Origin of the sequence: Sphingomonas sp. NFR04 (assembly GCF_900114095.1) — a bacterium.
In the GTDB taxonomy this organism is placed as follows: Bacteria; Pseudomonadota; Alphaproteobacteria; order Sphingomonadales; family Sphingomonadaceae; genus Sphingomonas.
In genome coordinates, this window is sequence record NZ_FORV01000001.1 from 302,960 (window position 1) to 324,182 (window position 21,223).

Genomic DNA, 21,223 nt, shown 5'->3' on the forward strand with positions numbered 1-21,223 from the left:
GGTTCACAACAAGCTGATGACAGCGCCGTCAGGAGGGATGCGGGAAGGCGGCAGCGGGCTCGCTCAGGCCCGGCGTGCCGTTCTCGACATGGCCGGCGAGGCGCAGCCGCGTGCCGCCGGGCGCCCGGAGCAACAGATCGTACCAGCGATGCTCGGCAAGCGCCACGGGCAGCGCGGCACGCCCGTTCGAGGCGATCTCGACCTGCGCCTGCGCATCGCTATGCGCGCAGTGCAGACTGAGCGCGGCCGGTGTCGGGCTTCGGTTGAGCAGGTGCAAGGTTCCACCGGCCTCCCCCGCATGCCAGGCGAGGTTCGGCTCGATCCGGATCGCCCCCTCCCCGCGGAACTCCCGCTGGAAGCCATTGGGCCCGCGGACCACCAGCGCGTGGGGGCGATCCGGCGCGATCGGCCAATGTTCCTCCAGCCGACTGTTCGACGCGACAGTGAAGTATCGCCAGCCGGGAAACGCCGTTTCGTCCTGCACGCTGAACACGATCCCGTCGGGGCCGCTATTGTCGAAGCGCAGCGTCAGCCCGGCGTCGGACCAGGTCGGCACCAGTTCGAAGCGGTAGGGCAGCGCGCGCGCCGGGCGCGTCCCGGCTTCCTGCACGGGCACGCCGGTCCCCGTGGCGATCCTTGGGTTAGGCGCGGTGCGACAGAGACGCTGCGTCTCTTCGACATAGTCCGCGACCGAGGGCAGCGCCGTCGCCCAGCGCGTATCGAGCCGGGCCTTTCGCGGCACGTCGAAATCGAAGATCGAGGTCAGATCGCCGCACACGGCGCGACGCCAGGGCGAGATGTTCGGCTCCGCCACCCCGAAGCGCTTCTCGAGGAAGCGCAGCACCGAGGTGTGGTCGAACAGCTGCGAATTGACCCAGCCGCCCCGTGTCCAGGGCGAGATCACCAGCACCGGCACGCGCGGGCCGAGGCCCACCGGCTCGCCCTGATAGGTTTCGCTGCGGACATCGACGTTGCTCGCGCCGTAGCGCGGGGCGATCGCTGGCATCGGCGCGGGCACGTGATCGAAGAAGCCGTCATTCTCGTCATAGTTGAGGATGAAGACGGTCTTCGCCCAGACCTTGGGATTGGCCGCGAGCGCCGCCACCAGGCTGGAGATCAGCACTTCGCCAAAGGGTACCGGCGCGTCCGGATGCTCGCTCATCTCCATCATCGGCACGATCCAGGAGACCGCGGGCAGGCGATCGGCGGCGACATCGGCGGCGAAGGCGGCGATCAGGTGCTGGGCACGGGTTTTCTCGGGATCGGCGGGGGCGATGCCATCGCTCCAGGGAACGAAGGCGCGACCGCGACGATAGCGCGACGAGGCGCGGTCGAGCTTGCGGAACTCCTGGAAATAGCCGAGCGGATTGTCCGAATAATTGGCGAGTTCCTGATAGACCCGCCACGACACGCCGGCCTCCTCCAGCCGGCCGGCATAGGTGCGCCAGGGCAGGCCGTCGCTGTCGTCGTCCCTGGCCATGTCGGCGCCGGGATTGGGATCCGAGCCGCCGTTGGTGACGCAATATTCCCCGGTCTGTCCGACGCTGAGGCCGTTGGTGCCGGTGAAATGATAGAGGCGGTTGGGCCCGGTCGGCCCCTGGAGCGAGCAGTGATAGCTGTCGCAGATGGTGAACTGGTCGGCCAGCGCGTAATAATAGGGAATGTCGTCGCGGGTGAGGTGCGCCATGGTCAGCGCACCCTTCTGCTCCGCCCAGACATCCCAGTTGCGCCAACGTGCCTGGCTGTCCTTCCAGCTATGGTCCAGGCCGGTGAAACAGCGCGCGTTGCTGGCGGTATAGTCGAGCCGGAACGGCCAGGCGATCTGCCCGCCGTCGCGATCGGCGCGGCGCTGCGCCCAGACCGGCTTGCCGCTGGGGAGCGTGACCGGCCGGGGATCGCCGAACCCGCGCACGCCGCGCAGCATCCCAAAATAATGATCGAACGAGCGATTTTCCTGCATCAGGATCACGACATGCTCGATGTCCTGGAGCGAGCCGCGCTCGGCAGGCCGGGCCAAAGCGGGCGCGGCGACGGCCTCGCTCGCGGCGGCGCCGGAGGCGCCGAGAAGAAAGCGTCTGCGATCGATTTCCATTCCAAACCTTCGTGCCCGAGCCTGTGCTGTCGCCGGTTCGGGCAGGCGCTACCGCAGCAATATGGACGCCGCATGACAATGGGACCGAATTGCCCGATTTTTGTGGCTATCAGTCACATTTTCAGTGCCGAGCGCTCGGACGAACCATCGCGCGCCACTCCTACCGCTTGCTGAGGCGGCTTGGGCGAGTACCCGAGACGACACTTTCACGCCGCGAGGCCCCAAGCCGCGATGGAGCTGCTCTTCGCCTAGATGCGGGCCAGCTGCGATCGAACGATGTCGGCAGCGCCGTGCAGATCCGACTCCGGCGCCGTTCCGAAGACGCCAAACCCGAGGCCTGCATTGGCCCAGGTCCAGCCCGTCACCCCTTCCGCACGCCGCGCTTGCATGCGATCGGTGCCCTCCACTGCCATAGGCCGCAGGTACACTACCAGACGACGTCCCTCCGGATCCTGGTACAGATAAAGCGCGGCTGCGCCGTGCGCGGACGGCACCAGTCGACCGCCGATCAACGTCAGTGATGCGGCGCGAAGGTCCGGTGCGCGAATGGCGCGACCGAGACGCTGTGAGAACCAGCGATCGAGGGTCTCCAACTGGGTAGCCGGCAGTTCCACCGGGCGGGCGGTGTCGCTGGCATAGACGGCGTAGCTCGACACCGCTTCCCGGGCGAGAGCGGCGGTGCCTGCCTGCGGAGGGATGCTTCGGTCGCGAAGCGCCCAGCCCCCCGCGCCCCCGAGCAGCATCAGGCCCGCGGCACCTGCGGCAACGGCTGCCGCCCGCAATGCGGTCCAACGCGTTCGACGCGGTACCCGCACCCGCAGGTCGAGCGCGGCCGGCAAGGGTTCCTCTGCAACGCCGCGCAGTGCTTCCCGCAGCGCGCCCATCTGGACGCGATAGGCGGAGAGCCGCTCGGCGTCTTCGGGATGCGCAGCGAGCCAGACGCGAACCTCCTGCTCGCGCTCGGGCGCGAGGCGGCCATCCACATGGGCCTGGAGATCCGCTTCGGTAATGGGCCCGTTGCTCATCGTACCACCCTTAGTGCGGGGCTTGGCCGCCCCCCTTCCTCCAGTTGCCGGCGCAGACGCTCGCGGGCCCGGGAGAGCCGGGACATCACCGTGCCCAGCGGCACGTCGAGCACCGCCGCGGCCTCGGCATAGCTGAGATCCTCCACGCCCACGAGCAGCAGCACCGCGCGCTGGTCTTCCGGCAGCAGCGCGAGTTGCGCCAGCAAATCCTGCTGGGCGATGGCGCGTTCCTGCTCCGCCGGCACCGCCAGCCACTGCTCGGGCACCGAATCGATCGCCGCTTCCGGGCCTCGGCGTGCGCGGCGACGCAGCCGATCGAGCGCAAGATTGTGCAGGATGGCGAACAGCCAGGCACGCAGCCTGGCGGCGCCACGGCGGCTGCGCCAATGGGCGAGCGCACGCTCCAGAACGTCTTGCACCAGATCGTCCGCATCGTCGCGATGCCGCAGCATGGCGCGCGCATAGCGCCGCATCGCTGGGATCAGCGGCTGAACTTCGGCAATCATCTGCTCGCTGACCGACATCGAAACCATCCTGAGCGAGAGACGCGTCGACGGCGCAATTATTCCATCGTCTAATTTTTTCTTCGGCGCGACGGGAATAGTATCAACGCTGCGTCGTCTACCCCAGCAACATCAGCTTGGACCGGAATCGATATGCCCATGCTCAACCGGCGCACCTCCAGCGCTTTCGCCCTGATCGGCGCAATCATACTGGCATTGCTCGCCGGCTTTGGCTGGGCCGCGGGCTGGCTCGGTCAGCGGCGCATCAGCGGCGGCGACGTCACCACCGCACTGGAGGCGAACAGCGGCGGAGCCAAGCCCGGCTATCGCCGCGCCCATGCCAAGGGCCTGTGCTTCACCGGCGACTTCGCAGCGAACGGCAAGGGGAGCGCGCTCACCACGGCGCAGCCGCTGCGCACCGGCACGCTGCCGGTGCTCGGCCGAGTCTCGCTGGCTGGCGGCAACCCGCTGGCCGGCGACGGGCGCAACGTGTTCCACTCGATGGCGCTGCTGCTGAAGACGCCCGACGGCGAGGAATGGCGAATGGCGCTGGACCATACCCCGATCTTCCCGGTCGCCGATGTCGCCTCCTTCGTCGCCCTCCAGCGTGCGACCACGCCCGATCCGAAGACCGGCAAGCCCGATCCTGCCGCGATGAAGCCCTTCCTGGCGGCGCATCCGGAAGTGAAGGTGTTCCAGGCCTATATGGCCAAGGCGGTGCTGCCGAACAGCTTTGCCAATGCGACCTATTACAGCATCAATGCCTTCCGCTTCACCGATGCCAGCGGCACCACCCGCTTCGTGCGCTGGCAGTTCGCTCCCGAGGCGCCGCTTGCCGAGCTCGACAAGCAGCATCTCGACCAGTTCCCCCGCGACGCGCTGTTCCGGGAGATGATCGACCGCACCGCCAAGGGGCCTTCGCGCTGGCACCTGCTGCTCGTCGAGGCCAATCCGGGCGACGTCACGGACAAGGCAACGGTTGCCTGGCAGGGGCCGCATCGCACGATCGATGCCGGCACGCTGACGATCCGCGCTACCCAGCCGGAGGAAACCGGCAGCTGCCGCGACCTCAACTTCGATCCCACCATCCTGCCGGAGGGCATTGCCTTGTCCGACGATCCGCTGCTCGCCGCCCGCTCCAAGGCCTATTCCTCTTCCTTCACGCGACGCGCCGGCGAAGGCCCGCATCCGAGCGCGATCGGTGAAGGCCCGGCCAAGGGAGCGCAGCAATGACCCGCCCTTCCCCCGATTTCCACCTCGCCCTGCGCGTGCTGCACTGGGTGATGGCGACCCTGGTGCTCGCGATGCTGTTCATCGGCGTCTTCATGGTTTCCACCACTGGCCCGGCCTATGTGGCGTTGCTCGATCTGCATCGTCCGATCGGCATCCTCATCCTCGTCCTCGTGCTGTTGCGCCTGCCGCTCCGCCTCGCCACCGGGGCGCCCGCCCTCCCCGACGACCTTGCGCCGCTGCAGAAGCGGATCGCCTGGGGATCGCATGTGCTGCTCTACGCCACGCTGTTCGCCCTGCCGCTGATCGGCTGGGGCATGTTGTCCGCCGGCGGCTACCCCGTTCGGCTGGGCGGCGGCATCGTGCTGCCGCCGATCTTGCCGCACGACCTCGCGCTCTACGCGCTGCTGCGCGCGGCGCACACCGCGGTCGCGCTTGCCTTCTTCGCGCTGATCCTGCTCCACCTCGCCGCGGCGCTGATGCACGGCCTGGTGCGGCGCGACGGCGTGCTGCGGAGCATGACCACGGGCCACCGCCGGCCGCGCACCCCGTCGGCTGGCGACGATGACGTACCCGTGGATAGCGCTACGCCCGCGGCATGACCCCGAACGGCTTCGCAGCTTCGTTGCAATTGCAGGAGCCGAGCATCTGACGCGCGGCGGGAGTGGTGGGCGGTACCGGGTCCGCCGCTTCCGCCGCGTTCATCCCACCGGAGCCGCGCACGCCGTCGAGTTGTTCCACCGCGACGCCTCGGCATTGAGCCGACCGACCCCCCCTTTCTTTCTCGATGAGGCGAATGCTGAAGACGCCGCGAGCGATCTGTCGCTCGCTGGATAGGCGGTCCGCGAACCGATACTGCTGGTCCGTAGCACGCCAGCGGAGGCGATCGCCCATACCTGTCAGCAGCCGCCTCTCGACGACATCAAGAGCGTCGACGCGCATCAAGACTCGGGCATTTAGTCAACGGAACGATCGGTTCGATCACATCTCACCGGCAGCGTGGCACGCTTTTCTGAGGATGAGCGCACGTCCAGGTTCAAACATGCCCGAACAGCGCGAGCACCATCGCTTATCAATCATCTCCGCCGATCAAAATCATAGGAACTGATCGTTGGATGGAGCAGTCCTACCTCAGCATCTGTGCCTCACCAAGGAGACACGATGTGACTACGCTGAGCCCGTCCCGCTACCCCACACTGCCCGGCAGCACCATATTGCCGGGGCTCGCGCTTTGCCTGGGCGTCACCGCCGGTGCTTTCGTGCTGCAACGGATCGAGGAGGCGGTGTTCGGGCGCGCCTGGCTGGAAGCGCTTGTCCTCGCCATTCTGATCGGCACCGCGGTGCGCACCGCCTGGACGCCGGACAGGCGCTGGTTCCCCGGCATCGGCTTCAGCGCCAAGTTCCTGCTCGAGTTTGCCGTCGTCCTGCTCGGCGCGTCGGTAAGCGCGGCGACGATCCTTGCTGCCGGACCGGGCTTGTTGCTCGGCATCGCCGGCGTGGTCTGCGTGGCGATCGCCAGCAGCTACCTGATCGGGCGGATGCTGGGGCTGCCGACCCGCATGGCGCTGCTCGTCGCCTGCGGCAACTCGATCTGCGGCAATTCGGCAATCGCCGCGGTCGCGCCGGTGATCGGTGCGGATGGCGACGATGTCGCCGCCTCGATCGGCTTCACGGCCGTGCTGGGCGTGGTCGTCGTGCTGACGCTGCCGCTGATCGCCTTCGGCCTCCACCTGAGCGGCCACCAATTCGGCGCGCTTGCCGGCCTTACCGTCTATGCCGTCCCGCAGGTGATCGCCGCCGCCGCGCCCGGAGGTGCCCTCGCCGTCCAGATGGGCACGCTCGTCAAGCTGGTGCGCGTGCTGATGCTCGGCCCGGTCTGCCTGATCCTCTCGCTGATCGCGCCCAAGCTGCGCGACGAGACGGACGAACTGCCCCCACACGTCACCACCGGCGAACGCCCCGCCCGCGGCCGGCCGCCGCTGCACCACCTGGTGCCCTGGTTCATCCTCGGCTTTCTCGGCTTGGTCGGCCTGCGGTCTTGCGGCCTGATCCCACATGCCGCGCTCGCCCCGGCAAACGAAGCTGCGACGCTGCTCACCGTCGTCTCGATGGCGGCGCTGGGCCTGGGAGTCGACGTTCGCACGGTCGCCCATGCCGGCGGCCGCGTCACCGCCGCGGTGGTGCTTTCGCTCCTCGTGCTCGGGGCGATCAGCCTCGGCCTCATCCACCTGCTGGGGCTGGCCTGACGCCCCTCCTGGGCCACAACGGCCATCATGGCGCCGCGCCTCCCCTTCCCGGACTTGGCGTCGCGTGGGCCGGTCGGTCCACTGGTCGCGCGCTCGCGGAAGCTTTCCCATGGCGGGCGTGTTGCTTCCAGCCCGCCAAGCATTTATGAGCCGCAGCATTCGCAAGGACCCGGTGAAATTCCGGGTGGCTATTCCGGCCGCCGATCCGCCGGACAACAACACGCACCCATCCTGTCGGCGCTGCTTGGCGCCCTGTGCCCTGTTGTGGATATTCAATGACCTTCGATTTTACCGCGTACCGCCGCCAGTGGTTCACTGACGGCATCACCGCTCGCCGAGACCTGCTGGCCGGCATCGTCGTCGCCCTGGCGTTGATCCCGGAAGCGATCGGCTTCTCCATCATCGCCGGCGTCGACCCGCGCGTGGGACTCTACGCATCTGTCGCAATCGCGATGACCATAGCCCTGATCGGGGGGCGTCCCGGCATGATATCGGCCGCGACAGCGGCAGTCGCCGTCCTTGTCGGGCCGCTCGTGCGCCAGCACGGCGTCGAATATCTCCTCGCGGCGACGATCCTGATGGGCGTGATCCAGATCGTAGCCGGCCTGCTGCGGCTCGATCTGGTCATGCAGTTCGTCTCGCGCTCGGTCATCACCGGCTTCGTCAACGCGCTCGCCATTCTGATCTTCCTGGCCCAGCTCCCCCAGCTGACGAATGTCGGCTGGCAGACCTACGCCATGGTCGCCGCCGGGCTGGCGATCATCTACGGCCTTCCACGCATCACGAAAGCGGTGCCGTCGCCGCTGATCGCCATCCTCGTGCTGAGCGCGGTCAGCATCGCCCTGTCGCTGCCGGTGCATACGGTGGGCGACATGGGCAAGCTGCCGCAGGGGCTGCCGAGCTTCGCCTTGCCGCACGTCCCGCTAAGCCTCGAGACGCTCCGGATCATCCTGCCCTATTCGCTCACCATGGCGGCGGTGGGACTGCTGGAATCGCTGCTCACGGCCCAGATCGTCGATGACATGACCGACACCGAGAGCGACAAGCGCGGGGAATGTGCCGGACAAGGTGGATCAAATATCGTCGCGGCCCTGTTCGGCGGGATGGGCGGCTGCGCGATGATCGGCCAGTCGGTCATCAACGTCACGTCGGGAGGGCGTGGGCGCTTGTCCACCTTCGTGGCCGGCGCCTTCCTGCTCTTCCTCCTCGCCGTGCTAGGCCCCTATGTCGGGCGCGTCCCGATGGCGGCGCTCGTAGCGGTGATGATCATGGTATCGATCGGCACCTTCAGCTGGAATTCGATCCCGAACCTTCGCCGTCACCCGCCGACCTCGTCCATCGTGATGCTGATCACCGTGGTGGTGGTCGTCGCGACGCACGACCTGTCGCTGGGCGTCCTTGCGGGCGTCCTGCTTTCCGGGATCTTCTTCGCCGGCAAGGTGCAGCGCATGTTCTCGGTGGAGCGCGATCTCTCCGCAGACGGCACGCGCGCCGTCTACCGGGTCACCGGCGAGATCTTCTTCGCCTCGGTGAACCGCTTCACCCGCGCCTTTCAGGCAGAAGATCGCGCGGACCGGGTGGTGATCGACGTGACGGCAGCCCATTTCTGGGACATCTCCGCCGTTGGCGCGCTCGACAAGATCGTTGCACGGCTACGTCGCGATGGCCGCGCGGTCGACGTGGTCGGCTACAATCGAGCGAGCGCCGATATCGTGGATCGCTTCGCGCTCCACGACAAGACCGGCGTCGAACTGGGACTGGCGCCACACTGAGCGGGTCGGCGGCTCTCCAGGCACGTGTGCCGAGCGCCGCCCTCCGCCACCCAGCAGATCAGCGGCGACTTGCCGCACGATCCGATCCGCTGGGGGAAAGGCTGACGGACTGGCGCCGCGGGAGCGATCGGCGGGCGGAAGGCGTTGGCAGAGACATGAACATCAGGAAGCTTCGTCTCTGCTCCGCGCTTGCGGCTTGCACCGCCTTGTCGTGCGCCTCCCCGGTCCTTGCCATGCAGGCAAGCTCGAGCGGTGCTGCGCAACATTCGGCAGAAGCCACGGCCGCCTCGCTGCGGGCGCTGGCCGCGGAGCCGGACGTGCAGCGCTTCTATGCGCGCATGGGCTGGCGACCGGTGTGGACCGAAGCCGCCGTGCAAGCACTGGAAGCTGCGATTGCCCGGCGCGCCGACCACGGGCTGGACCGTCTCCAGTTCCTGCCCGAAACGGCCCACGCCGGAGCGCCCGCCGCCCGCGAACTAGCCTTGACGCGCGCCGCGCTTCTCTATGCCGGTGCACTGGCGAAGGGGGTGGTGGATCCCAAGGCGCTGCATGGTGTCTACACGCTGCCCCGCCCCGACATCGATCTCGTCCAGGAACTGGCCAAGGCGATCGAACGCGGTGACCTGCAACCTTGGCTGGCCGGGCTGGCCCCTGGCGACACCGACTATGCCCGCCTGTCCGAAGCATATCGTGCCGCCGTCGCAGAGCAGCGCGCCGCCAGCGGGCATATGATCCCCATCGCCGCAGTGGGGCTGATCCGCCCCGGCGACCATGACGATCGAATCCCGGCGATCGCCAAGCAACTCGCGGCCGAGGGCTATTTGCTCGAACCCACAACAGGGCAGCCGGAGGCCGCCGCCGCTCCCGGCCTCTATACCGACGCAATTGCCGACGCGGTGCGGTCCCTGCAGCGCGACTATGGTCTGTCCGAAGACGGCGTGATCGGGCCACGCACCGTCGAAGTGCTCAATCTCGGCCCCGCGGATCGCGCCCGGGCGCTCGCCGTCGCGCTCGAGCGGCTGCGCTGGCTGGCGCGCAATCCACCGGCGACGCGCATCGACGTCAACATCGCGGCCGCGCGCCTCTATTACTATCGGAACGGCGTGCTGGCCGACACGCGCAAGGTGATCGTCGGCAAGCCCGGGCGGGAGACGCCGCTTCTCTATGCGCCGATCTACCGCCTGGTCGCCAACCCCACCTGGACGATCCCCAAGTCGATCGAGAATAGCGAGCTGGCGCATGTCGGCCCCGACTATCTCGCCAGCCACAACATGGTGCGTCGGGGCGGCTATATCGTCCAGCAGCCGGGGCCGGACAATGCGCTGGGGATGGTCAAGTTCGACATGATCGACGATGAGGCGATCTATCTTCACGATACCAGTGCACCGGGCCTGTTCGAGCGCAGCCAGCGGCATCTCAGCCATGGCTGCGTGCGGGTGGAGGATGCGCTAGGCTTTGCGCAACTGCTCGCCGAGGACGAGGGCGTGGCCGATCGCTGGCAGGCGGCGAGCGCGAGTGGCGAGCAGACCTTTGTGCCGTTGCCGACGCGCATTCCGGTGCGGCTGCTCTACCAGAATGCCTTTGTCGACGAGACGGGCCGGGTGACGGTCCGCACCGATCCCTATGACTGGAACGGCCCGGTAGCGCGGGCGCTGGGCTTCGACGACGGTACACACACCAGGACGCAGGCCGACGCCATCGACATCGGCCCCTGAGGTCAATGCTCGGCATCCTCTGCGCCGGTCAGCTTCCAGCGGCGAAGCAGCGGCGGCATGGTGAGGCCTTGCGCGAAGATCGAGAAGGCGACGACACCGAAGGTGACCACCACGATCGCGCCGCGCTCTGCGACGCTCTCCGGCACCGCCAGCGCCAGCGCCAGCCCCACCGCGCCGCGCAGCCCGCCCCAGACCAGCACATGCTGATAGGTGGCGGGCAGCCGCAATCTGGTGCGCGCGAACAGCGCCGCCAGCGGATAGACCGCCGCTGCCCGACCGAGCAGCGTGAGCAGGATTCCCGCGACCAGCGCGCCGCTCACCAATGCGATCGGCTGATGCGCCTCGTGGCTGCCGATCAGCAGGAAGAGGCAGGAGTTGGCGAGAAAGGCTGCATAGGCCCAGAAATCCTGGACATGCTGGCGACCGGCAACCGAGATCGAGCCGCGCGGCCCGATCGCCCCGACGATGATCCCGGCGGCGAGCGCCGCGAACACGCCCGAGGCATGGACATGCTCGGCGAGCAGGAAGCTCGCCCAGGCGATGACGGTGGTCAACGTCACCTCGACCAGATGGTCCTCGGTCCGCCCCGCCACCGTCAGCACCACGAAAGCGATCGCGGCGCCGATCGCCACGCCACCGAACACCGTCCAGAGCATCGACGTTGCAATACCGCCAACGCTGAGCCCCCCGCCCTCCGCCACCGCGATCAGGATCGCGAAGCCCACCGCGGCCACGCCGTCGTTGAGCAGGCTTTCCGATTCCACGACCATGCTCAGCCGCGGCTCGGCCTTCATCTCCTTGAAGGCGGCGATCACCGAGACCGGGTCTGTCGCGGCGATCAGCACGCCGAAGAACGCCGCGCCCAGCCAGCTCCAGCCGAGCAGCCAGTGCATACCCGCGGTGACCAGCAGCGCGGAAATGGCGACGCCGAGAAACGCCAGCACCACGGTGAGCGGCAGCTCCTCGCGGAAGCGCCGCCAGCGCAGCTGCAACGCCGCCTCGAAGATCAGCGGCGGCAGAAAGACGTTGAAGATCAGCTCGCGCGACAGGGGCAGGTTCGCGCCGACCGGCAGGAAGGCAAGCGCAATCCCGGCCAGCACCAGCCCGGCGGTATAGGGCAGCCCTATGCGCCGCGAGATCATCGCCACCATGGACGCGACGATCAGCAAGGTGCCGAGTTCGGGAAGACCGATATGGTTCAAAGCGGGCGCTCCTTGCGCGGGGGGCGGCTGGGCGAGATCAATCCCTAGGGCAGAACCGGTGTGGGGACGAGGGCAAAGCGTTGGCCGGCGGGCGGCGCTGCACGGGCGACCAGGTCTGCGCGCCGCAGTTGCTCGGCAATGGCAAGCGCCCTGCGCTGCGTGAGATTGGGCTTTGCCGGCGGCGTACCGGGGGGCAGGCCCGGCACGCCGAGCGCCGCGATGTTCCAGCGCTTCGCCGCCCAGATCGACGCGGCCACTGCCTCTGCAGCCCGCGGATCCAGCGTATCGACATTGTCCGCGAAGCCAATCTCCGGCAACGGCCCCTGGGGCGGGACGATCGCCACCGTCCAGTCGCCAGCGCGCTGTGCCGCCCGCGTCTCGAGCATGCGATAGGCCTCGATCCCCGCACCCGGCAGCGGCATCGCGGCGGCAGTGGCGCGGTGATGGTCGCGGTCGACCGTGACGTCGTCGGGCTTCAGGCCGGCGATCAGCGCCACCATCTGCGCGATCTCCGTCGCGCGCTGCGTCTCCTGGTTCGAGGCCTCGCCCGCCCGTCGCAATTCTTCACGCTGCGCCGCCAGCGCGTCGGCGCCCGCGCCGAGCAGCACCTGGTCGAGATTGAGGCGCACCGGCCGGCCGAGCTGCGCCGCCATTGCCTTCTGGAGCGGCGCGGTCTTCTGCATCGCATCCTGGGGGGTGATCACCACCGCGCGCACCACGAGCGGCTCGCGGCTGAAATCGAGGTCGAGCTGCGTCACCCGCGCCTTGGCGCCGAAACGCTCGGCGAGGAACGACCGTGCCTGGGTAACCGCCACCGCCTCACGACCGATGCGGTTGAGCGAGATGCCGAGCGGTATCGCCATCCCGGCGAAGACGAGGATCAGGATCGTCGTCTGCGTCCAGGTCTGGCGGCTGGAGAGATGGTGTCCGAAGCCATAGAAGCGGGCCATCGCCGTAGCCGAGAGCGCGATGGTGATGAAATTGGTCACGAACAACGCCAGCGCCCCCATCCCCACCGGCGCGTTCCAGGTGGCGATGCCATAGCCGACGACCGCCAGCGGCGGCATCAGCGCAGTGGCGATGGCGACGCCGACGACCGTCTCGCCGCGGCCGCGGATGATCGCATAGGTACCCGCCAGCGCGGCGAACAGCGCGACGGCAAGGTCGAACAGGTTGGGCCGGGTGCGCGCCACGATCTCCGAGGTCGGAGCCTGGAGCGGCGAGATGGTGACGATCAGCGCCGTGAACGCGACGGCGGCGAACGCGCCGATCGCCAGCGCCTTGAGCGACCTTCGCAGCTCGACGAAATCGAACAGCGCCAGACTGAAGCCGAAACCGAGGATCGGGTTCATCAGCGGCGAGATCAGCATCGCGCCGATCACCACGGCGGGGGAGGACAGCAGCAGGCCCAGCACCGCGATGCCGGCAGACATCATCGTCATGAAGGCGAAGCGCCCCGACCAGCCGCTGTCCTCGACGATCCGCGCAACGACCGCCGCATGGTCGATCGGTGCGACGACCGACTGACGCCACCAGCGGTACAAGGTCAGGTGCAACAGGCGCTCGCGGAGCCGGGCACGGCGATCCGCTGCTGCTTCGATGGCGTCGTTCAAGGCGGTCCTCGTCCCTTTTATACCCGTTGCGCGGACGCTAGGCGAACTTCACCCGGAACGCGAAATCGGTTCTCATTCGGCCGTGCGGATCACGGCCCGGGTCACATCGCCCATCAGTCGCATCCGCACCGGGATCGGCTGACGCGTGCTGGCGATCATCACCGCAACCGCGTAGCGGTGCCCATTGGGCGCGGTGAGCAGGCCGACGTCGTTATAGCCGGTGGCGAGGTTGCCGAGTTCCTGGCCGGTGCCGGTCTTGTGCGCCATCTTCCACCCCGGCTGCAGGCCGGACTTCAGCCGCAACGGCCCCGTCTTGCTCGCGAGCATGATCCGGAACAGCCGATCGGTGGATCCGTGGCTCAGCAGCTTGTCCCGGGCGAGTAGCGACAATCCCAGCGTGATGCCATTGGCGGTCGCGCCGTCATAGGGCGCAGCCAGGTAGCGATCGAGCGCCCTGCGGCGTTCGGCGGCGGGCATTGCAGCACGCGCCTGGAGAAAACCCTCGCCTCCCGCCCATTCCTTGCGCCAGGCCAGACCGGCGGTCTTTGCCTGGAGTTCGCGCTCGCCGGGGCCGAACCCGACGCCGTCGACGCCTTTCTCCTTCAGCATCCGGCGGATCGCCGTCGGGCCGCCGACCTTCCACAGCAGCACGTCGTTGCAGGTATTGTCGCTGCGGGTCAGCGCGCATTCGAGCAGCGCGCCTATCGTGGTGCCATAGCCGGTTGGGCCGACCAGCGCGCGGATCGGCTGGTGGAAGACGGTGAGGTCCGCACGGGTCACGGTCACCGGCGTGGCAAGCGACAGGCGCTGGTGATCGATCGCGTCGAACACCGCGATCGCCACCCACAGCTTGCTGACGCTCTGCTGCGGATGCGGCCGCTCGCCGTTCCACGCGACCATCCAGCCGCGATCGACGTCGCGCACGGAGATCGCGACCTGCCCCTGGAACCCGGTGCCGAGCGCCTGCACCGCATTGAGCAGCGCCGCCGGAGGCTCGTCGGATCGCCTCGGCCTTGGTGTCGCGGAGGTTGCGTCGATCGGTGGTGCGACCAGCGCCGGCCGGGGTGGCGGCGACGGCGGAGCCTGGACGGCGGCAGGGGGCGCGGCAGGAACACAGGCAGCGAGCAGAACGATCGGCGCGACGTGTGCGCCGATACGGGCGGCAGTGACGATGAACGGCAAACAACTCTCCCTTTGCCAGACCGCTTACAAGGGAAGGCCGCGAGATGCAGGGTGAAACCCCTCGGTTCGTCGCCCGACAGCCGTCATTCGTCGTCGTTTACCAGGGACCGGCTCAGTGCCGACGCCGCTTCGGACACGCGGCGCGCATCGTGATCGGCAAGGACATCGCCTGCCCTGCGCTCCATCCGCTCCACCCATTGCACCAGGAGCGCCCGGCGGTCTGCATTGTCGCAGTCCGCAGCGATCTCGCCCAGTGTCTGCAGGTAGTGCAGCGCCGCGATGGTGCTGGTTCCCGCATGCTGGAGCAGGGCGCCGAACGACCGATCGAGCAGTGCCGCGAAATTGAGCGGAGGAGCGATCACCCGCACCGTCCCTGCCTCGTCCCGGCGCGACGGTTTGGGCAGCTTCCTGCGGCAAAGTTCGGTGAGCGCCGCGCCCAGCCAGTCCATGCACGTGACCGCCGTGAACGGGTCGTTGATACCCGGCGAAAGCGCGCGATCGGCAATCTCGACAAGTTCGTCGATCAGGAAGCGCAGATCCTGCAGGGCAGTACGCTGCGCCCCGAGTGCAAAGGCGCCCTGCAGCTGACGTACGCAGTCCTTGTCACAGCTGCTGGATGGCCACAGCTCCAGCAGCGGCCGGCCGGCGTGGACGAAGTCGCCCGGCTGGTAGCGCACGCGGCAGACCAGGTCGCGTTCCTGCGACAGGCGCATCAACAGGTCCTCGTCGATCAGCTGGACATAGCCGGTGCCGCGCGCCGGGACCGTGCAAGCGTCACCGCATGGCGGCCGGGCGTCGTCGGTCCCCGTGGCGTCTTCGGTTACCGCATCGCCGATGAAGCTCGGGAAGCGCCGATCGATCTCGCGCAGCAGGCGCCGGCCGATATCCTCGATCACGCTGTTGATATGGATGCGCTGCGGCACATGGTGGATGAAGAAGATCAGCACCCCCACCGAGCAGATCGCAAGCAGCAGCGCCACCAGCACCGCAAGGTTCGGCACGAACGCGGCCGCGCCCGATTCCTCGGGCGAGCGCACCGTCCGCAGCACGATGATGCAATAGAGAAAGGTTGCGATGAAGGTGCCGAGCGTGATCTGGTTGCCGCGATCGCGCATGAAGTTGCTGAGCAGCCGCGGCCCATATTCGCCCGAGGCATAGACGACCGCGGCGATCGTCACCGAGAAGACCGTGCCCGCAACGGTGATCATCGACCCGCCGATCGCGGAGAGCAATTGCCGCGCGCCGCTGGGCCGCGAGGCGTGCAGCCAGGCAAAGCGGTCCATCCAGCCCGATCCGTCCTGTCCGTCCAGCCATACCATGCCGCCGGCGAGCAGCACCGCGGCGAACGTCATCAGCGCCGGGATGAACCAGTAGCTCTGGCGGAGCTGGTCGGCGAGGCGGATCAGCGCGGCCTTCATGCCAGGTTCCGATCGAGCGCTGGCACAACGAACAGCATGCGTGCTTCTCCTTCCGCGCCCCAACGCATCCTCCGGCCGGAAGGCGCCGGGACCGATCGCCTATGCTCTTGACGATCCGCGCATTCTGTCTTCGAGCCGCAGCCGCTCATGCGCCAGGGCAGCCTGGGCGATCAGCGTGTGCAGCAGCAGTTTCTGCACCGCATTCACCGGGTCCCGGCCATCATCGCGCGCGATGCCGAGCACGGCGAGCGTTCCCAGCGAGGTCTTCAGCGGATGGAACTGCCAGTCCGCTGCGCCGAGTACGGCGGTTCCCACACCGGCCGCCTCCCCTTCCGCCCACGCCCAGTCGAGCGCCGCCTGGTTGACCGGGCCGAGCCGGGTCTCGCTCGGGATCGAGGCAACGTGGCAAATCACGCCATCGACTTCGCGGTACATCGTCGCCTGCACGTCGAACAGGCGGTGGACGTGTTCGCACACCGTGCGCGCCGTCGTCTCCCAATCGGCGTCCCGCGTCAGCTTCTGGGCAAGCGCGGCGATGCTCGCATTCTCGTGCGCGCTGCGGTCGCTGAGCACCAGCCGGCCGCGCAGCCGTGCGGTGATCGTGCTGGTATAGATCGCGACCGCCCCGAGGACCGCGCCCATCACGACGTTGAGCGGGGCCTGCAGGCTGAATGCGTTCAGGGGGCGCATCAGGAAGTAGTTATAGCCGAGAACGGCAAGCGCCACCGCCAGCAGTGCCGGGCCAAGTCCAAGCCGCGCCGCCACCGCGATCACCGGAAACAGGAACAGCAGGTCCAGCGGCCGAAGCCCCACAAAGGCCTGCAACAAGCCGGCGATTACCAGGGTAAGCGCAACCGCAGCGGCGGAAAGCAGATAGTGGCGGACGGGCACGGAGGCCGCCGGCCGCGCGGCGCCGTTCAATCGGCCGCGGCTCTCCTCACGGGCATGGGTGAAGCGGTGGATCGCCAGCCCCTCTTCGTCCGCGAGCAGGCGGTCGGCGGTCCCGGGGCCGCGGAACCAGGTGCGACGTCCCTCCGCGGCGTGGCCCAGCACGAGATGCCGAATCGGCATGGTTCGAAGATGCGCCTGGATGCCATCGGCTGCAGACGCGGCGGGCACCCGCGCAATGGTGGCCCCCAGCCGCGCCGCCGTCGCAAGCGCCACCGCTGCCCGTTGCCCCCGCGGCGAATCGCGATCGGCTCTTGGCGTCTCGACATGCAGCGCTTCCCAGGGAACACCCAGCCGCGCCGCAAGCGCTTCCGCCTGCTCGACGAGCCACTCGGAATGCGGCGAACCACTGATGGCGACGGTGAGCATACCCACGCCGCCCGCATGGTAGGCACGGGTGTCAACGGCGGATGGACGCGCGCTCATGGCAAACCCTCCGCCCACAACCTGCCGCTCGTCGGGCAGCACAGCGGCCCTTTGAGCGCCTTGTCCGGCGTCAGGACGGCAGGATGGGCGTGTCGCCGAGCCGCTCCGCGCCTGAAAACAGGCCTTCCAACCTGCGCCGGAGATGCGCCGCAAACGCCGCGTCGTGCCGACGCGCGGGGGCAGCCTGCTCCATCAGCTCGTTGAACATGGAGTCGCGCACGCGATCGATCGCATCGGGAGATAGAAGCTTCGCCGCTTCGAGCTCCCGGCAAAGCTGCAACAGGCCGGCGGCGGTCGCCAGCGCGCGGAAACCCGCGAGATTGAGGGAATGATGCAGTTCGGTCTTGGAGTCCTCTGCCATGGGCCTTCCCGGATCTCTGCCGTGGATGATGGTCACACCCGCTGCTCGCGAGAGACATGCTCCTTCCAAGCCGGGCCGAACAAAGGATATGCCCAGCAACCTCTTGATACCATTGCAGGAAGCACAATCGCGGGTGCGCCTCGCGGAAGAGTACGCCCGCCACCGGGGCCCACCATCCGCCGGGCATATTGTCACAGCGACCGGTCACATCTTCCCCTTCAACCCAGCTTGGATCGACCACCAGTCCACGCAGTTGCTGGTAGAAAGCCCGCCAGCGCCGCCGGTTGCATGGCGAACCAGAACTTTGGCGATGCGAGCGAAAACGCCCATTCGGCGCGACGCTTGCGCCGCCCATCGATCGGCTGGTCGATATGGTGCCCGAAGAGGGCCGGCAGCGCTCCCCATGCGGGACCTCCCTTCGGTCCATTCGCGCCCGCGTTTGGAATGCAAAAGGACCTGCCTGGGTGCCAGTCCCTCGCGAAGGGAATGGGCCTACGCGATATCTCGGTTCCGACGCTTACGGACCGCGGCAACGCTGGCGCGAATGCTCGCCATCGCTCGCACGGCGCGCCCCCTGCACCCGCGAAATCTCGCTCAAGAGATAAAGCCTTAGCGCCTGAGTAATGGTGACCCGGAGAGGATTCGAACCTCCGACCTCTCGATTAGGAATCGAGAGGAAAGCCTTATTTTTCAACATTGCTTTCTACATATTCACGCTCCGTTCCCGTACGGTATCCTGCGGCGTTCCGGGATTTGTCAAAACGCCGATCCCTGCCGATGTTCTACCACTGTTCCGAAACTGAGCCAATCGCCAGCTCGGCGCCCGTTGACCGAGGACGGGCGGAGGCACCATCATGTCGCGGGGGCCTAAGCGCTCCCGGCTAAACAGGGGAACATCATGCCATTGATCTCGATCGACGCTTTGCCGAGGGGCCAAGTCATCATCAACACGGACCAGATCATCCAGGCCCGCGAAACCGATGGCGGCATCGTGATCTCACTCGCCGATGATAATGAAGTGAGAGTGCCGCATGGCACCGTTGCCGACCTCTTCGAAGATCTGATCGAGGGGATCCAGAACGCGCAGAGCGGCTATAACACCGGGCACTCCGACGCTCTAGACTAACGGTCACGACGTGGCTGGGCTCGCGCCGTGAGAACGCATGCAACTTTCTGAGAAGCCATTGCTGCTGGCCCGGCACCTACCGGCCTACAGCAGGTTTTTGGCCGGATACCGTCGCTATGCCGCGGCCGCTCTGCGACGATACCCCCACCGATACCCCCACGCTATACAAGCTGGGACCGAGGCGATCACACCGAAACCCACCTGCCAGCGGTGAACATCTTGATTCGGCCGTCGGCGCTGCCTGGGATGATGCCGCCGGCAATCAGGTCTACCACCCGGATCAGACACGCTTTTGTGGGAAACGTCAGCGCGGACATTTCCCGGAGCGCCACCTCCAAACCGCCGGCAGCCAATCTCTGGCGGCGCTTAAGATCGAAGGCGATCGCCTCCCCCTCATCCTCGCTCCAGGCCCACCAACTGTGAAGGCTCTGGTTTCTATGGGTAAGCGCGGCTTCGTGAAGCTCCTGCGTCATCGAGATACGGCCGTCCAGTATTTGATCTATCCCCGCGGCAGCCTTCGCCAATCGGGCGAGAAGCTGGCCGAACTGTTGCCCCTCGATCTTGCGAAATTGATCGTAATCGAGCCCTTCGAGGCCCTTGATCGATGCAGCGACGCTCACTTTACACTGGGCTTCCAACTGCGAGAACAGGCCCAGCTGCGCGAGCTCGCTGTCGCTTAGCGGAACGTCAGTGGCGGAGAACGGACGCCAACTCCACTCTGGCTCGGACAACTTCCGGTGAGCAGTTGAGGTCTGGCCATTCGGCCCCAGTATCAGCGTCAAGTGCACCCTCCCCATCTGGCTGCTCCCCAAGCTTGGTGCGCTGCCGCCAGCAACCTAGCATGATGAGCGCTTCCGCGGGACGATTCGAGCCGGATCGAGCCGCCTATTGGATCGAGAGGGAGCCCGTCGAACTGGTGACGCTGCGCCGCAGATTACCGTCGTTTCTGCCGCCAGCGGCTGAAATGATACCCCGACTTGTACCCCGAGGCTGAAACGGCGCTTTCGGGACCTCGAACCGGGCGGCGCGCGCGACCATGCCGCGCCAAGTCGGCCGGTCGACTGGCGATTCGAATTGCCGTCCCGTCCCGGAGCGGCACGCCTCAGGGGCCGCGCGCAGGTGGAACACATCCAGAACGACCGCTATATAGATCCGATAAGAACGAGATCGGGGCGCGCGCACCATGGGACCATCGCCGGACGTCATTCGCCAGCGCATTGCGGAGCAGTGCGCCAGCACCGGCCTCTCCTACGCGCAGCTGTCCCGGATCCTCGGCCGCCCCGAAGGTTACATCGCCCGGCACATCCGCGAGCAGGTCCCATATGAGCTGGCGCAGACCGAGCGCGCCCGTGCTGCCGAGTTCTTTGGGGTGCCTGGTCCCTACCTGGACGCCCCGCCGCGCAAGAGCGAGCGGCAGGCACGCGCGGAGCAGCGCCGCTTCCGTCCGAACTATCGGACCGTGTTGCGCCGCGCGACCTGACCGCGCAGAAAAACATAACTGAGTTATATTTCAGCTTGCGCACTCAGTATAACTGAGTTATAGAACATTCGTCGGCGGGGATGGTCCCCACCGACGAAAAACGGAGTGAAGAGATGCTCTTACATCTCAAACTCCGGTTCAAATGGAAGCGGATCAGACTGATCCTCGAAATCCGCTTCTAAAGTGACCGGTCCTCGGAACCGCCAGAAGAAGCGGGACGGGGGCCGGGCCTTAAAATAGAGGGCTTGGCGTGACGATGCAACCGGAAGAGCTGAAGCAGCTGCGCACCGCCCGCGGCGTTTCTCAGAAGGAATTTGGTACCGCGATCGGACTGTCGGCCGTGTTCATCGGGATGATGGAGCGCGGCGAGAAGCCGATCGAGCTGCGCACGGCGCTGGCGGCCAAGCAGTGGGCGGCGGGGATGGATAGAATAGGCCTCAAGGCCACCGACCCCGAAGAGCGGGCTGCTCGAAAGCTATGCGAGTATTACGGGCATTTTCCTGACAGCGAGACGAAGGATGGCCCGGCCTGGCGGGCGTACCTGCCAGTCGTGCGATTGGTGCTCGATGCGGCTAGGCCAGTGGAGGATTGATCCTAGTCCCCCCGCGCTGCGCGAAGCGCATCGAGGAATGCTGTCGATCGCTCGACACCAACCGCGCGCGTGATCGCATTCACGGCCGCCGTCATCTCCTGGCTGCGGCCGAACGCATCGGCGCCCTGCCCTACCTCCGACCGACCAACCGCGGCTTTCCAGAATTGGTCGATCCAGTTCCGCTCCGCGCCGCATAGGTGCAGGAACGCGAGCCCCAGCCGGAGCCCGGCCGTCGGCGGCACGGGCCCGGATCGGGCGCGCTCCTGCGCCTCGTCCACCACGCACAGCGCGT

At 67.3% G+C, this 21,223-nt stretch carries 18 protein-coding genes and 1 other annotated feature; of the genes, 8 read left to right on the forward strand and 10 right to left on the reverse strand.

Annotated features, from left to right (window positions below):
• Nucleotides 1–28: 28 nt before the first annotated feature.
• The 3 genes from BM009_RS01400 to BM009_RS01410 form a co-directional block, all read right to left on the reverse strand.
• A complete protein-coding gene (locus tag BM009_RS01400; protein ID WP_093293020.1) occupies nt 29–2,092 on the reverse strand; it encodes a phosphocholine-specific phospholipase C in 2,064 nt (687 codons plus the stop codon).
• Nucleotides 2,093–2,340: 248 nt separating this feature from the next.
• Nucleotides 2,341–3,117 (reverse strand): anti-sigma factor family protein, encoded by a 777-nt coding sequence (locus BM009_RS01405; RefSeq protein ID WP_093293022.1) that lies wholly within the window; start codon nt 3,115–3,117, stop codon nt 2,341–2,343.
• On the reverse strand, nt 3,114–3,641 hold the full coding sequence (locus BM009_RS01410) for a sigma-70 family RNA polymerase sigma factor (protein WP_217644150.1): 528 nt from the start codon (nt 3,639–3,641) through the stop codon (nt 3,114–3,116). Before BM009_RS01410 ends, BM009_RS01405 begins: the two co-directional genes overlap by 4 nt.
• Before the next feature lie 132 nt (nt 3,642–3,773).
• Here BM009_RS01410 and BM009_RS01415 point away from each other — a divergent pair, with 132 nt between their 5' ends.
• The 5 genes from BM009_RS01415 (at nt 3,774) to BM009_RS01445 (ending at nt 10,583) form a co-directional block, all read left to right on the forward strand.
• Complete coding sequence (locus tag BM009_RS01415) at nt 3,774–4,853, forward strand: catalase family peroxidase (RefSeq protein ID WP_093293024.1); 1,080 nt, start codon at nt 3,774–3,776, stop codon at nt 4,851–4,853.
• The gene (locus tag BM009_RS01420; RefSeq protein WP_093293026.1) at nt 4,850–5,452 is read left to right on the forward strand and encodes a cytochrome b; all 603 of its coding nucleotides are present in this window, start codon (nt 4,850–4,852) and stop codon (nt 5,450–5,452) included. Before BM009_RS01415 ends, BM009_RS01420 begins: the two co-directional genes overlap by 4 nt.
• Nucleotides 5,453–6,013: 561 nt before the next feature.
• On the forward strand, nt 6,014–7,096 hold the full coding sequence (locus BM009_RS01430; RefSeq protein WP_254772102.1) for a YeiH family protein: 1,083 nt from the start codon (nt 6,014–6,016) through the stop codon (nt 7,094–7,096).
• A gap of 162 nt (nt 7,097–7,258) precedes the next feature.
• Nucleotides 7,259–7,314: a sequence feature (sul1 is cis-regulatory element that is thought to sense ions involved in sulfur or methionine metabolism; They are found in Alphaproteobacteria), on the forward strand.
• Nucleotides 7,315–7,371: 57 nt separating this feature from the next.
• Nucleotides 7,372–8,868: a SulP family inorganic anion transporter gene (locus tag BM009_RS01440; RefSeq protein ID WP_093293032.1), complete on the forward strand. Its 1,497-nt coding sequence runs from the start codon at nt 7,372–7,374 to the stop codon at nt 8,866–8,868.
• Between the two features lie 317 nt (nt 8,869–9,185).
• Nucleotides 9,186–10,583, forward strand: coding sequence for a L,D-transpeptidase family protein (locus BM009_RS01445; RefSeq protein ID WP_254772103.1), 1,398 nt, complete (start codon nt 9,186–9,188; stop codon nt 10,581–10,583).
• Nucleotides 10,584–10,585: 2 nt separating this feature from the next.
• On the opposite strand, the gene BM009_RS01450 is transcribed toward BM009_RS01445, so the two are convergent.
• The 6 genes from BM009_RS01450 to BM009_RS01475 form a co-directional block, all read right to left on the reverse strand.
• Nucleotides 10,586–11,785 (reverse strand): cation:proton antiporter, encoded by a 1,200-nt coding sequence (locus BM009_RS01450; RefSeq protein WP_093293036.1) that lies wholly within the window; start codon nt 11,783–11,785, stop codon nt 10,586–10,588.
• 44 nt (nt 11,786–11,829) lie between these two features.
• Nucleotides 11,830–13,386 (reverse strand): DUF389 domain-containing protein, encoded by a 1,557-nt coding sequence (locus BM009_RS01455; protein WP_093294555.1) that lies wholly within the window; start codon nt 13,384–13,386, stop codon nt 11,830–11,832.
• A gap of 84 nt (nt 13,387–13,470) precedes the next feature.
• Complete coding sequence (locus BM009_RS01460) at nt 13,471–14,451, reverse strand: serine hydrolase (RefSeq protein ID WP_093294556.1); 981 nt, start codon at nt 14,449–14,451, stop codon at nt 13,471–13,473.
• A 212-nt stretch (nt 14,452–14,663) separates the two neighbouring features.
• Nucleotides 14,664–15,998: a DUF2254 domain-containing protein gene (locus BM009_RS01465; RefSeq protein ID WP_093293038.1), complete on the reverse strand. Its 1,335-nt coding sequence runs from the start codon at nt 15,996–15,998 to the stop codon at nt 14,664–14,666.
• Nucleotides 15,999–16,097: 99 nt separating this feature from the next.
• The gene (locus BM009_RS01470; RefSeq protein ID WP_139216501.1) at nt 16,098–17,414 is read right to left on the reverse strand and encodes a DUF4118 domain-containing protein; all 1,317 of its coding nucleotides are present in this window, start codon (nt 17,412–17,414) and stop codon (nt 16,098–16,100) included.
• 28 nt (nt 17,415–17,442) lie between these two features.
• Nucleotides 17,443–17,733 carry a hypothetical protein gene (locus BM009_RS01475; RefSeq protein ID WP_093293042.1) on the reverse strand — a complete coding sequence of 97 codons (291 nt, stop codon included), beginning with the start codon at nt 17,731–17,733 and terminating at the stop codon, nt 17,443–17,445.
• A gap of 898 nt (nt 17,734–18,631) precedes the next feature.
• Here BM009_RS01475 and BM009_RS01485 point away from each other — a divergent pair.
• On the forward strand, nt 18,632–18,859 hold the full coding sequence (locus BM009_RS01485) for a hypothetical protein (protein WP_093293044.1): 228 nt from the start codon (nt 18,632–18,634) through the stop codon (nt 18,857–18,859).
• Nucleotides 18,860–19,044: 185 nt separating this feature from the next.
• On the opposite strand, the gene BM009_RS01490 is transcribed toward BM009_RS01485, so the two are convergent.
• Nucleotides 19,045–19,641 carry a hypothetical protein gene (locus tag BM009_RS01490; protein ID WP_139216502.1) on the reverse strand — a complete coding sequence of 199 codons (597 nt, stop codon included), beginning with the start codon at nt 19,639–19,641 and terminating at the stop codon, nt 19,045–19,047.
• Between the two features lie 401 nt (nt 19,642–20,042).
• On the opposite strand from BM009_RS01490, the gene BM009_RS01495 reads away from it, so the two are divergent.
• Together BM009_RS01495 and BM009_RS01500 are read left to right on the forward strand one after the other, a co-directional pair.
• Nucleotides 20,043–20,339, forward strand: a complete 297-nt coding sequence (locus BM009_RS01495) for a helix-turn-helix domain-containing protein (RefSeq protein ID WP_093293048.1) — start codon at nt 20,043–20,045, stop codon at nt 20,337–20,339.
• 256 nt (nt 20,340–20,595) lie between these two features.
• Nucleotides 20,596–20,931: a helix-turn-helix domain-containing protein gene (locus BM009_RS01500; protein WP_254772163.1), complete on the forward strand. Its 336-nt coding sequence runs from the start codon at nt 20,596–20,598 to the stop codon at nt 20,929–20,931.
• Nucleotides 20,932–21,223 lie beyond the last annotated feature (292 nt).